Genomic DNA, 12,809 nt, shown 5'->3' on the forward strand with positions numbered 1-12,809 from the left:
ACAACACTCATTTTAGGATCAGTGAAAGTTATCCTTAACCAGTCGATACTAGAAGAATATTCAACCATTTTTCCACCCTACTTCGCTATCTTATTTTCTATTTTTTTAAAAACACTTTTTTACAAACAAGAAAAACCTTAAAACCCTTGATGTACCTGTATTTTTAATAGTTTTAAAACCTACTTTTTTTGAGGTCACACAACCCGTATTACATAGGGGGGTTTTTAATAGGTTCTCTCCCTCTTTGCTTCGCAATCTCTTAAAATACTACTCTTGTTTTTCTAAATGTGATAAATAGAATTCAAATGCTTTTTCTGCAATTTCTGCTTTAGTTGAAAAACGACCACTTTCAACTAATTTATTTATTCTTTCAGACGTTTCTTTTGGCAACCTAAAGGCTTCATGAACCTTTGGACTCTTACCATCTTTCGGTTTCCTTCCAACCTTCACATAATTTGCTTTCATTAACAATCACCTCTCAAAAATCCTTTAAAACCATACTATCATTTCGTGTAACGTTTTGTAAATATATTTCTAAAAAAATAAGAGAACCTTGACGAAACCCAGATTCTCAAAACTTTCTTCCCTATATTCTAGCAAAGAAAAACAATCTTCCCTACCTTTTGATACAAACTAAAATATACTTTATGATAGCAAAAAACCCCTAGTTTAATAGGGACGCTTTTTTATATCATAAAGTATACTTTTTTAAACTATGGTTTTTCCTTTCCTATATCTTTCTTAGTAATGAATATACTGTGAAGTACCGTTATTACACCATACACAACTAAAATAATCATAATTGCATACAGAATATATATATAACTCACTTTTCATTCCCTCCTACCTTTCTAGCATCCTTTACCGCTTTATAAATACACTCACAAGCCCATAAACACATAAGAGCAATTGCCATGATAATATATCCCTTTACTGTTATCATTTTCTCACCTTCTTCCAAACTAAATTTATTAAATCATAGACTTCAAATATCAATACCAACCCAACTCCCAAACATGCAAATATCATTTTGAAGCCCCCTTATCCGCTGTATTGGACAAAAATAAAAACAATGAACAAAAGTACCAAAGCAAACAAACCATTCAATACAGACGTTTTAAAGGCTTCTGACTTTGTTATTTCTTTCAAGCTACTCCCTCCTTTTCCGTTTTATCTATGAAAAACATACTCATAACAAACGCACCTAATAGAACCCCACCTACAAACAACGATAATTCATACATATTATCTACCCCTTATTGTTCGGATTTTAATTTTAGGATCATAAGTTTTTTGCACGGCTGCCATTACATTTTTTGATTTACTTACGAACTATAATTCATTTCCTCAATGTATTCTTCGAGTTTTCTTTTTTCATTTCTAGTTAATTCACTTGGATGCATCATGAAATATGAATTACGTCCAACTTTAACCTTTTTATCATGACCGAATTTTTTAGCCCTACGCCAATTCATACACTCTAAAGGAACTAAGATACAATTAAATTTCCTCGCCATTGATTCAGCCAACTGTAACTGTTTATAGTGTGCAAACTCTTGGTACAATTTCGCAAAACGCACCACTGGAAGGCTTGGCGTGAAATATAAAAGGTTTCTTGGGTCTTTATCTTTAAATGTATTTGGTAAAACTGAATACTCGGCAATCATTTTTATGCTCCCTTCTTATCTAAACGAACTTTCTTTTTTCTTGACCTGTCATGTATCTCTTCTAATGTTTCAAAGAATGCCTTAGATTCTCTTTCATTTGGTGGTAATGGGAAAGATTGAACCATTGCATAAGTGTCATATAAATTCTGCGAAAAGTATTTTTTGGCTGTACGCATTGGAAGGAATGTTTTATTTAAAAATTCACCTGTTTGATAATCAGTAAATCTTAATGAAAAACCTTTCTTACCAATCTTACGAACATCCACTAACACCTCTACAATTTGCCTAATTCGACTATCTACATTATTGATAGAAGGCGAACAATACATTTGTATACTCTTCATTTTCCTTGTGTACATCATTACTTCAGTTGCAACGATAGAGCCATGTTGCGCCCATTTTCGGTTACTGAAAGCCATTTGACATTCATCCCAACAACAAATACTTCCCTGTGCTTCAGCAACCTCATACCAATCAGTGTAGTGAGTCATTGGGTACGAATCTTTTAAACCATAATTTGAAAATAGCTTTATATCCGCGCCCTTTTCCGCCGACTTCTGTTTCCAATAGTGAGCTAAAACAGACATAATAAACGTTTTCCCTTGTCCTAATGGCCCTTGTATAAACATATGATGCATTTACTTCTTACCTACCTTTTCAGCCATTACAATTGGTTTTGGTGGCTTTGGTATTAATGCTTCAATCGTCTTAATAAAGTAATCTGGGTCAGCAACATGAACTTTACTTTTCATAATGAATTCAATGATTGGTTCATATGGGTTTTCTTCACCGTGAAGATATGAATTTTCTCCTAACTTTCTTAACAAGATAATCCCTCGAATTTGCGCTTCTTGCATTTCTTGGGCATTCCCTTGCATTTCCTCCAGAACTTGCTTTACATCGCTAATATGTTGGACTTCCGGAAACAAATTATCTGTAATAACACTTTGTAACGTTTCAGCGTTGTTACTCATTAAGATTCACCCCTTATTTACTCTGCTGATATGTTTGAGTCGGTACTTGCTGTGGTTCTGCTTTATTCGAACAACTCGTTGCACCAAATACGATGATGCACAACACAATAATTCCAAACAACGCCATTTTCGTATAATCCATCGCACTTTCTACTGGCTTCGGTTTGTATTGCGTAATCTTAGTAAGAACTATACTTTTCTCCAATTCCGCTAATCTTCTTGTCTCTTGAATAGACTTAGAAGGCGCTCTATAAAAGAAGTTCCGCCCCATTACACTGTTTGTTACTTCGCAATCTTCCAAAGGGATCATGTATTCACCATTAACAAATATCTTTCCGTCCGAAATCTCACTAATACGTTTAATATCACTTGTCTTATTATCATTATCAAAAATAATCGCTACATCATTTGTTTCTGGGAAGAAATCTTCTTCTTTCAACTTTTGCCTACTAAACTTACTGAAATTCAACATCTCTTTACACCTACCCTATAACGCTTGTATGCTTTGTTTTTCTTTTTCTGTTGTAAATCTTCATTGCTATAAAAAACACCATCATAACGCCAAATGAAGCGCCTGAACTAAGTACAAACATGTATATAAATGCTTCTACCACCACTTAACACCTTCCTTAGCACTGTAATAGACTCTCATTAATGACCTAAAAATGATTAATCCCCCTAAAAGAGTGACAGAACCCAAAATAGATACAATGAGAGTTTGCCAAACCGCTGGCATATCTCCAAAAACTGATAAATACTTACCTACGTTGATTCCCTGTGCTGTTACCATGTTTATTCCTTGTAACTTCTCAATACATAAATCCAAAAAGCTAACAATCGGGTCAAAAATCGAATCAATAAACGACCTTAATTTTTCTTTTACTCCCATATCAATCTCCCCCCACTCGTATAGAGGAAATCAACTTCATTGCTGAAATCGCGGTAAAAAACCACAAGATAAACAGCATGATATAAGCAACAGAATTCAATTGCATTGATTCAGCGATACCGAATACTTTCCCTATCATTGCCGAATATCCATGACCAGAAGAACCAGGGGTAAACTGTAAACTCGCCAAAGTTTTACCGAATCCAACAACCAACGACCACAATAATTTCGCTGTCTGAAAAATGAGTGTAAACACTTTAACGATTACGACACCGACCATATAGAAGAAATACAAGATAGCATCCAAAATATCTAAAAACACTTGTATAACGTTTAAAATCGCATCTATAAAGGGTTTGAAGAGATTATAAATAAACTCTCCAATCCACTTTATACAGTCCCATAAAAGCCCAAACAGCTTTTTAAACGCACCGCCAATTACACCCATTACTTACGGAAACCCGTTGCCGAATAAAACAGAACGATAAGTTTATCAGCAAACATTAATACACTAAGTACAAATACGAGAGGTGTTAAATACGGCATCATTTTTAAAAAAATTGTTGTCATTACTGCATCAAACAATAAAGTCATTTCTTTTCACCCTTTTTCTTATGATCCAGAACCGCTTTTACAATTAACTCTTTCAATGGCTTAAACCATATAATCACAATCCCCACTAAAATAAATGGTGACAACCACAATACAATAGTTCCTGCCGTTTCAAGCAATTCCATTGCTGTTAAAGGAGGTTTCAAATCATATTCAATCATCGTTGCATCTTTTGAAGGAGATTCAGTGACCGCTGCACTCTTATTTCCTTCTTTGTTTTCTGAATTAACAACACTTATTTGAACACTATATTTCTTGTCATTTTCAAGATTGTTTAATATCAATTTATTAGAAGTTAACAATTCATTAGTTATCTTCTTCCCATCAATATAAACGTTATATCCCTTTAAATATGGAGAATTAACAGATTCCCAATTAATTATTAAACTCCCATTTTGAGGTGTCACATACACATTTTTAGGAGGGTCAATTAAAGGAATTAAAGTATTTACTTTTACACTAGCACCCTTCGTTTCCACTTTATTTTGGTCTATTGACTTAACTGTAAACACATGACTTTCATTTGCTTTCAAACCCTCAACAACATAAGTCACCGCTGTATTATCAAGTTCCGCTATAAATTTATTACCTTGATAAATTCGTAACCCTTTAAAGTTCTCTTCCCCTTCGGGGTTTTTCCAATTCAAAATTACTTTATTCACTTCGGGATTTGCTTTTAGATTAGATACATCAGAAACAAATCCATCATCACCATACACAGATATCCAAGAGAATTGTGTGCTATCTCTACCACTATTCCCTACAACTACATATCTCGCTTTCTCCGAGACACCAAAATTCCCACGAGGTCCATCTGTTTTCACAGTCCTTACCATTCGGAAATTAGAATCATAAAAAGATAAATAGGCAAAATGAATTCCGCCCTGCGCTGAATATGTAAAGTTTTTTATATAAGATTCTTTTCCTAAATCAGCGATTACTTCCCTTGAATATAAATAACCATAAGAATCTTCATTCCCTTTATAAATACTACCTTTTCCGTAATTGTTCTTATAAAATTGCTTTCCTGCTAATAAATCAGTTGTTTTCGCACTTGCTAAATTCGGGATAAATAAAACCGTCACAACAACAAGCGACAGCATCAAAATGTATTTTTTAAAAAACAATAGGTTCACTCCTTTCACCAAAAGTAAAAACTACTTCTTATCACTTTTTTTCTTATGATCCAGAACTGCTTTTACAATTAGCTCTTTCAATGGCTTGAACCATATAATCACAATCCCTACTAAAATAAATGGCGACAGCCACAATACAATAGTTCCTGCTGTTTCAAGCAATTCCATTGCTGTTAAAGGAGATTTCAAATCATATTCAATCGTTGTTGCATCTTTTGAAGGGGATTCAGTAAATTCCCCACTCTTTTTGCCTTCGGCATCACCAATATTTACAGCACTAATTTGAATCTTATAAGATTTATCATTCTCCAAATTATCAACAATCAATTTATTAGAATTTAACGTACTACTATTAACTTTCTTCCCATCAATATATATGTTATATCCCTTTAAATACGGAGAATTAACACCATTCCAAGCGATAACAAGCTTTTTATTTTGCGGTGTTATAAATACATTCTCTGGTGGGTCAATTAGGGGAATTAAAGTTTTTACACTTTTAGTGATTCCACCTGTTTCTCTCCCTTTATCATCAACCACTGTCATTTTAAAAGAATAATTCTTTCCTTCCGTTAAATTCTCAACAACATAAGAAGTGATATTTTCATTAAGATTAAAAGTTTTTATCTCTTTTCCATCTTGATATAACTTAGTCAATTTAGTGTTATTACTATTTACTGGGTTCTCCCAATTTAATGTAACTTTTTTATAATCCGCTATCGCTTTAAAATTAGAGATTTCGGGTATGTACTCTGTCCCTAACGCCCTAAAAGTAACAATTCTTCCACTACCATTTGTAGAAAACTCTATATAACGAACATCATCTTTTTTTACACTAGGTTTGTATTCATCCCCTTTATGACTCGAACCTAAATATCTAATGTCATAACCAAGTGCTGACCATACCTGTTGATTTTTTGAGTTATACAGTCTTACATTTAAAGAACCACCCGATGCTGATGTGTTTTTTACGAAAATATAAAGTGAGTCGATACTATAAGAACCGCCTAAATCATAACGAGCCGTACTGCTTGAAAATTCCGCGCCATTGACCTTCCCTTTTGATACATCTGTATTTGATTCGGCACTTGCAAAATTCGGTATAAAAAAGACCGTTGTAATAGTAAGCAATACCATCAATATGCATTTTTTAAAAAACAATAGATTCACTCCTTTTGTAAAACATCCATCCCCAAACCCCTTATCCAAGGGGCTTCCCTCGGCGGTAGCCAGCCCAAAACGTACTGCGTTTTGAGGACTGCAAGAGGGTCTTTGGAAAGATGCCCTGTCAACTCCTTAATGCTCACTACGTTCCGCTTACCGTTGACAGGTACATTATGTATCCCTCCCCCGTTTAAAAGCTGTCAGCAAGGTTTTAAGACACTAATTTCTCCAATTGAATGAATAGATTGTTTGTATGCTCAAAATATTGCTTCATACTCTCTATCGTCTTATTTTCCGATTCACTCAAACTATGATTTTCCCCAAGCTTCCCTATGAATCCCGAAAACTCGCTATTTAGTATTTGCAATGCTTTATATTGTTTCTTCATTTCTCGTTTTGCTACTGTCTTCATATCTCTCAATCTCCTTTTAACCTGAGCCATCTGGGTCTTCTGGGTGTCTCTTGTACTTCCCAAACGAACCAGACGGATTATTTGGTGTTGGTGGGTCTAAATTTGTATTTGGTTTCGGTGGTTTATCTCCCGAATCGTTTGGTTTTGGTGGTTTTAAACCTTCTTCATTCGGCTTCGGTGGTTTCCCTACATCCTCTTTTGGTTTCGGTGGCTTCCCTCCGTCCTCCTTCGGCTTCGGAAAACCGCTATCGCCTTCATTTGGTTTTGGTGGTTTTATTTCATCTGGTTTTGGTTTTGGTGGGTCTTTTGGTTTCTCTTTATCTTTTGGTACTGGTTTTTCTTGTGGTTCTGGTTCTTTTGGTTTATTTTTCCCCCATTCACTCGGCGTTGTTTCACCAGGCTTTGGCATTTCATCGGGTAAATCGGGCAAATTGTCCATCGGGTCTTTTATATCGAATCCCCCAGACTTATCTTCCTCGAACTTTATTTCTGGCGCACCGTCCTTTATATCATCCTTTGTAAATTTCGCTTTCTCTAGATCCGGATTATCTTTAAATTCTGGTTGCCTATTATCCAATCCCTTATTATCTGTTTTCGGGATTTGTGGTGGTGGTTTTGGTGGGTCTGGCGCTTCTCCTAACATATCTTTTATATCTTTAGTTAGTTTTGGACTAATCTTGTCCGCAAACGTTTCAGCAACTTTGTCCCAATCTGGAACAGGTGGTATTTTGTTGCTAATCTCATTCAACTTATCTTTTATATCTTGTAAATCTTTATTGCTACCGTTATTGTTTCCACCCCCGTTATTATTCCCTTTATCATCTTTAGATTGGTCTATATCACCCGAACCTTGCGGTTTATCGTCTGGTATAGCATGGTTTGTACAAACACCATCATTTTTACCATCTAAATCTTCATATTCTTTTGGGTCTGGTTTTTCGATTTCTGGCAAGTCGTAGTATTTAGCACCTTTACCCCAATAGACAGTCTCACTACCGCCCCCATTTTCCTTAAAACCTTTAAGTTTAAAGCGTACATAAGCTAAAACTTTACCGTTATGAAAGATATAAAAAGCATACGTACCATTCATATTCCAATTAATATCAAATTCATTTTTCTCTTGTTCTGGACGAGTCCATTTCGCTTTCCCAACATGGAACGAGCAATCATTTACAAGCATTAACTCTGACAATTGAAACTTGTATACATTTGTCATATCGTTAACCCTCAATGTAAGGCTATACTTCCCATTAACAAGACCTTTATCCTCAATAGAAATGTTTTTGCTACCCACAACTTGAAATGACGGGCCATCAGCAAACACTGAACCCACTCGCACGAACAAAGATAAAACCATTGCAAAACACATCAATAATTTATTCCATGTGGTTTTACGTATCATTTAAAAAGTTGCACCTTTCTATCTAAAAAAAAGGCGCACACACGCCCCCTTTTTATTTTTATTTCTTACCGCTACGTGCTGCTAATGCCGCACGAGCTAATCCAAATAGTTTTGGTGCGAATGCAACCGCAAGACCTACTAGAATAAATTCTTTATATTGTGTCACAATTGACATTGCTGACCCGATTAAATCTGTTGCCGAAAAACCTACCGCTACTTTTGAAAAATCAACCATTTTGAAAAACCTCCATTTTTTAATATATATTTCACTAGCAAAATGCTAGAGAATGTCATTTGTAATGATAGTATTCATATTCATCGTCATCTTCATCTTCGTCTTCGTCTTCAATTCTTCGTCTTTTAGTTATAGCGCCAACAATTCCAACTATTAAAAGAGCAACAGCCCCACAAGCGAAATACACCACGTTTAATGAAGCGCCATAAAACACAAAATACTTAACCAGATTCCAAAAATCTGATAGGGTATCCCCTGCTAGAAATGTTTCATACTCTGGTAGTTTCATAAATTATTTCTTCTTCTGCATAACGGCTGCTATTACTCCACCGATTAAAAGACAAACTGCCGAAATGGCAATAACGATCATAACGAAAGACGAATTCATTTTAAAAAGCATTCCAAAAGTGTTCCAAAAAAAATCCCAATCATAAACATTGCTTAACAACTATTCCAACTCCCCTACTCCTTTACTTTTTTCATATATCCCTATCAAAGTGAAAACAACAGAGTAAAGAACAGCAAAACTAATTATGATAAAAATAACGTCTGGATTACCTGCGAAAACTTTAAATGCTTGTAAAACAAGTCCTCCTATTTCCATTTTTCCGCTCCCCTTTTAATAATGTTCATACCTATAATTGCGATTGGGTAGAGTAGAAAACATACCAGAAAGGCTGAGAAATATAAGATTGCTATGTCTTTTGGTGTTCCTAATAGAACTTGATACATTTAAAATCTCCCCTTGATATTAGTGAAAACCATAACGAATAGTATAAGGACAAGTAGAGTCGATATAATCACATCTCCAAGTGTCATCGTATGGCTTACCACAATGTTTCCAGCATCCGTATTTACCATTGTTTCATTCAACTGTCTCACCTCATTTAACAAAATAAAAAAGGACAAGTACGGCTTCTTAATACAAAAAGAAGGCATACTTGTCCTGTTATACGTATACATCTAAAAACATGCATATACATACACATACAAACTGTGTATAATAGCACGTAGATAGTTGTAGTGAGCTTAAACGCTCGGTTGCGAAGTCTGCCAACTTCGTTGCCCCTGCTCGGTGTTGACGCACCGAGTGGGACTGCAACTATTTTTATTTTGTTTTGGAATTTGGGTTGGAATATATGACATATCATAAATAAATTTCCTGCAATTTTCTACAAAATGGATGACGGTAAATAATTTACCGTCATTTTTTAAAAATCCGATTTTCTCGATTTTTAAAATTCTTGTTTCCCGTTTTCTTTTTTCTCTGGATCATAAAATTACAACACTCACCCCGTACCCCCATGACTCACTGAACCCAAAAAAATCCGACTCGCATATTCATTTCATAGATATTTTATATCATTAAAAAGTCCCACCATTTTTAATAATTTCACATACCAGATTGAACACAAAAAAATTGGTTGAAACTCTTGTTTCAACCAATCAATATTTTATAAATTAAACATAACAATAAATGAATAATGACCTTATTAAGAGACTTTCTTAAGTAATTGAACAACCTTTTCTTTATACTTTTTAACATCTTCAAGCGAAATCCCCAATTCCTTTAATTCCTCCGGAATAAAAGTTCTATCTAATGCCCACAAAGACAATCTTTCTAAAGCAACTCTTTCATTCCCAAAACTATATAAATACTTATATCTACATGTTGTATATTCTTCCTTACCAGTATATTGAGCAAGGTAAAAATACCTTTTCCCTCCCGCTGTTTTGCTTGTTAGATATGCCAAATTGATTCCTCCTGTAATTTTTGTTCTCGAAATTTACACAAACACGTATTCGCGCACCGATAAACCTGTTCGTATAAATTGTAAAAAAAAGAAAGGAAATGATTAGTCTTTTTTAACTAAATGCGTGTTGTAGTAGTCCATGATGATTTTACTTGCTATTTCATTTTTATTCCCTTGTTCTTCCAATGCCCAAATTACTTTTTTCGGGACTTTTACAAATATCGTGTCAATCTTATCTTCTAATGGCTTTCTAGGTCTCGGCAATCTCTAAATCCTCTTTATCCTTTTATTATCATCCTCTTTCTTTTTATTTTTCTTTTTTATTTTTCATCAGTATAGCAAACGATATATAGTATTTTAAAATTTACTTTTAGTAAATTTCTTAACACCAATACTTTTTTTAACGAAATTTTTCTTTCCAGAAGTATTTCTACCAGAACCATTAATTAGTTCTTTTTCTTTTGGAGTTTCAAAAGAATCAAGGTATTTACCAGTTGCTACCCAAGCAAAAGCACCTGCAACAATAGCAATAACTCCATAAATAGCACTAAACATTCAATAACCTCACTTACTATATTTTTTCATAAAATCCTCAAGAGCAAGTTCTACAATTAACGATTTATTTCTTTCTAGTTTCTTAGTTTTCAAGAAATCATCTAATTTAATTTGAGTATCAGTATTTAAAAAGATATTATTTCTTTCTTTTCCTGTTTCTCTTTCTCTAACACGATCATATAAATTTCCATCAACCTGCAAACCAACCTTTTCAAAATCAGCAATCATTTTCTTCAGAATCACCACTTCTTCATTTGAAAATTGTTTACTAGTTGTTGAGTTGTTGTTAACTCGTTTATTACTCGTTGTATGGTTGTTGTTAACTTGTTTCTCACTAGTCGTTGGGTTGTTGTTAACTTGCTCTTGTGTTGTTGTTTGGTTGTCCAAAGGTTGTTCCTCTTTCCTTCTCCACTTATTAGAAACCCATTCAAACCCAGATTTCTTAAGACCTCTACTTACTTTACTATCACTAACACCTAAATCCTTAGCAATATCTTTCACTTTCTCACCCGATTGAATACGTTCAAATATCTTCTCAAAATCCATATATACAGCCCTCCCAATAAATCAATAAATCTTTATTATACAATATATTATAACACGAAAACAACCACTAAACAACAACTAAGGTAGTTTTTAACAACAACCTAACAACAACCCGATAACTTTTTAACTTGTTTTTAACAACAACCTGATTTTACTAATGACATATCCCGAAAAACATATTAAAATATATTGTAATCAATCAATAAAAAAAATCCCTTTAAGTGTTGGTGGCACTCAAAAGGATTTATGTTTATATTTTTTTGGTGGTTTTAATTTTTAATTTTGGTTTTTAATTTTTGTTTTGGTCTTCGTCTTCTAGCGAAGACTCTTTTTTTTGCATCAAACGTCTTACCTTCATTTTTCTCAGCTAATCTTATATCTACTAAATTCTTAGACAAACGGTCTAACGCCTTTTTATATTCTCGCAACTCTTTCATTTCTTTTAATTCTTCTTGATACTTTTCATCATCCTTCCCTTCTTCCATCCCTTCTACAGCAACCTCTTTAACTAGTTTAAGCAAATAATCCATGCCTTCCAGTTCCGCAATTTGAGAAAGTGATTTTTTCACTGTATTTCTAATCCATTTTTCTTTATCTATATTTTTAACAGCCTTAACCGCTGACATATCAACTTTTTCAACTTCTATAAAATCAACCCACTTCTTAAATCGTTTTCTTCTCATGATGTCATTCTTACCATATTGACCTTTATCCGCTTTAGATTTAAAAAGAATTATTTTATTTAAAGTATTCAAAACCATATCAGAAATCTTTATGCCTTTTATAATATTATTCGCAACAGCCTTAGATTTTTTATTTTTATACTCAACTTCATATCTTTCATGAAAAACTAAAGATTCATCAACATGCACACCTTTACCTAACGCTTCAGCATACTTGTTATACATACGAATGAATTCTTCATTCTTTCGATTACCTATGTAAATTGTAATACCTTCTTCTTTCAACTTACCTTCATGCGTTTTAACAACTTCTTGATTCTTAAACTTACCTAGAGAATACAAATCTTCATTTTCTAGTTTCTTAGCAATTTGCCACAACCTAACGTGCTTCCCGTCATCTTCATAAGCCTTAACATCAATACATAAATCCAATCTAGGTATATTAGAATCTGGATAACTGTGAGCAATCCTAGCAAGAAATGTCTTCCATAAACTATCAACATCTTCATGATATTCCTCATTAACCTTCTCATAATACCTTAAGCCTTTACCACTCATATCCAAACATATCCCCATATTACTCAAGCCATTAAAAGCCACCGTAATACCCTCTTTATTTGTAATAGAATCAGAATACCTTAGAAAACTTCCACCATTTTGAAAGTCCTCAAATTCCATACCCAATACATCAGTAACAACTTCCACAACACTCATTTTAGGATCAGTGAAAGTTATCCTTAACCAGTCGATACTAGAAGAATATTCAACCATTTTTCCACC

The 12,809-nt window shown here is 33.9% G+C and carries 21 protein-coding genes; all 21 read right to left on the reverse strand.

The annotated features are described in order from the left end of the window. Positions 1 to 267: 267 nt before the first annotated feature. The gene (locus HFD78_RS28515) at positions 268 to 465 is read right to left on the reverse strand and encodes a ribbon-helix-helix domain-containing protein (protein ID WP_097837703.1); all 198 of its coding nucleotides are present in this window, start codon (positions 463 to 465) and stop codon (positions 268 to 270) included. 860 nt (positions 466 to 1,325) lie between these two features. Then, positions 1,326 to 1,667 carry a hypothetical protein gene (locus HFD78_RS28520; protein ID WP_000559952.1) on the reverse strand — a complete coding sequence of 114 codons (342 nt, stop codon included), beginning with the start codon at positions 1,665 to 1,667 and terminating at the stop codon, positions 1,326 to 1,328. A 2-nt stretch (positions 1,668 to 1,669) separates the two neighbouring features. After that, complete coding sequence (locus tag HFD78_RS28525; protein ID WP_097837702.1) at positions 1,670 to 2,305, reverse strand: zonular occludens toxin domain-containing protein; 636 nt, start codon at positions 2,303 to 2,305, stop codon at positions 1,670 to 1,672. Then, positions 2,306 to 2,641, reverse strand: a complete 336-nt coding sequence (locus tag HFD78_RS28530) for a hypothetical protein (protein WP_179862625.1) — start codon at positions 2,639 to 2,641, stop codon at positions 2,306 to 2,308. 13 nt (positions 2,642 to 2,654) lie between these two features. Continuing rightward, a complete protein-coding gene (locus HFD78_RS28535) occupies positions 2,655 to 3,113 on the reverse strand; it encodes a hypothetical protein (protein WP_097837700.1) in 459 nt (152 codons plus the stop codon). A 135-nt stretch (positions 3,114 to 3,248) separates the two neighbouring features. Further along, positions 3,249 to 3,530, reverse strand: coding sequence for a hypothetical protein (locus HFD78_RS28540; RefSeq protein WP_071730319.1), 282 nt, complete (start codon positions 3,528 to 3,530; stop codon positions 3,249 to 3,251). A 1-nt stretch (position 3,531) separates the two neighbouring features. Further along, a complete protein-coding gene (locus HFD78_RS28545) occupies positions 3,532 to 3,978 on the reverse strand; it encodes a hypothetical protein (RefSeq protein ID WP_097837712.1) in 447 nt (148 codons plus the stop codon). Further along, complete coding sequence (locus HFD78_RS28550; RefSeq protein ID WP_191968137.1) at positions 3,978 to 4,124, reverse strand: hypothetical protein; 147 nt, start codon at positions 4,122 to 4,124, stop codon at positions 3,978 to 3,980. The genes HFD78_RS28545 and HFD78_RS28550 overlap by 1 nt, the downstream gene beginning before the upstream one ends. Next, a complete protein-coding gene (locus HFD78_RS28555) occupies positions 4,121 to 5,269 on the reverse strand; it encodes a fibronectin type III domain-containing protein (protein ID WP_238797749.1) in 1,149 nt (382 codons plus the stop codon). The genes HFD78_RS28550 and HFD78_RS28555 overlap by 4 nt, the downstream gene beginning before the upstream one ends. A 30-nt stretch (positions 5,270 to 5,299) precedes the next feature. Next, on the reverse strand, positions 5,300 to 6,439 hold the full coding sequence (locus tag HFD78_RS28560) for a fibronectin type III domain-containing protein (RefSeq protein WP_191968138.1): 1,140 nt from the start codon (positions 6,437 to 6,439) through the stop codon (positions 5,300 to 5,302). Positions 6,440 to 6,653: 214 nt separating this feature from the next. Continuing rightward, a complete protein-coding gene (locus HFD78_RS28565) occupies positions 6,654 to 6,854 on the reverse strand; it encodes a hypothetical protein (protein WP_179862629.1) in 201 nt (66 codons plus the stop codon). A gap of 16 nt (positions 6,855 to 6,870) precedes the next feature. After that, entirely contained in the window at positions 6,871 to 8,256 is a 1,386-nt protein-coding gene (locus tag HFD78_RS28570; protein WP_191968139.1) for a hypothetical protein, read from the reverse strand. Between the two features lie 58 nt (positions 8,257 to 8,314). Next, positions 8,315 to 8,491, reverse strand: a complete 177-nt coding sequence (locus HFD78_RS28575; protein WP_179862628.1) for a hypothetical protein — start codon at positions 8,489 to 8,491, stop codon at positions 8,315 to 8,317. 55 nt (positions 8,492 to 8,546) lie between these two features. Beyond that, positions 8,547 to 8,780, reverse strand: coding sequence for a hypothetical protein (locus HFD78_RS28580; protein ID WP_191968140.1), 234 nt, complete (start codon positions 8,778 to 8,780; stop codon positions 8,547 to 8,549). A gap of 3 nt (positions 8,781 to 8,783) precedes the next feature. Next, positions 8,784 to 8,939 carry a hypothetical protein gene (locus tag HFD78_RS28585; protein WP_042888004.1) on the reverse strand — a complete coding sequence of 52 codons (156 nt, stop codon included), beginning with the start codon at positions 8,937 to 8,939 and terminating at the stop codon, positions 8,784 to 8,786. After that, positions 8,940 to 9,095 (reverse strand): hypothetical protein, encoded by a 156-nt coding sequence (locus tag HFD78_RS28590; protein ID WP_179862627.1) that lies wholly within the window; start codon positions 9,093 to 9,095, stop codon positions 8,940 to 8,942. Positions 9,096 to 9,984: 889 nt separating this feature from the next. Further along, a complete protein-coding gene (locus tag HFD78_RS28595) occupies positions 9,985 to 10,245 on the reverse strand; it encodes a hypothetical protein (protein ID WP_071730330.1) in 261 nt (86 codons plus the stop codon). Positions 10,246 to 10,347: 102 nt separating this feature from the next. Next, a complete protein-coding gene (locus HFD78_RS28600; RefSeq protein ID WP_179862626.1) occupies positions 10,348 to 10,509 on the reverse strand; it encodes a hypothetical protein in 162 nt (53 codons plus the stop codon). 93 nt (positions 10,510 to 10,602) lie between these two features. Further along, a complete protein-coding gene (locus HFD78_RS28605) occupies positions 10,603 to 10,800 on the reverse strand; it encodes a hypothetical protein (RefSeq protein WP_098610921.1) in 198 nt (65 codons plus the stop codon). 9 nt (positions 10,801 to 10,809) lie between these two features. Beyond that, complete coding sequence (locus HFD78_RS28610; RefSeq protein ID WP_191968141.1) at positions 10,810 to 11,346, reverse strand: helix-turn-helix domain-containing protein; 537 nt, start codon at positions 11,344 to 11,346, stop codon at positions 10,810 to 10,812. Between the two features lie 269 nt (positions 11,347 to 11,615). Further along, positions 11,616 to 12,809 (reverse strand): replication initiation factor domain-containing protein (locus HFD78_RS28615; protein WP_191968142.1); only part of this gene is annotated, 1,194 nt, incomplete at its 5' end.

This window comes from Bacillus sp. EKM501B (assembly GCF_011800505.1).
In the GTDB taxonomy this organism is placed as follows: Bacteria; Bacillota; Bacilli; order Bacillales; family Bacillaceae_G; genus Bacillus_A; species Bacillus_A cereus.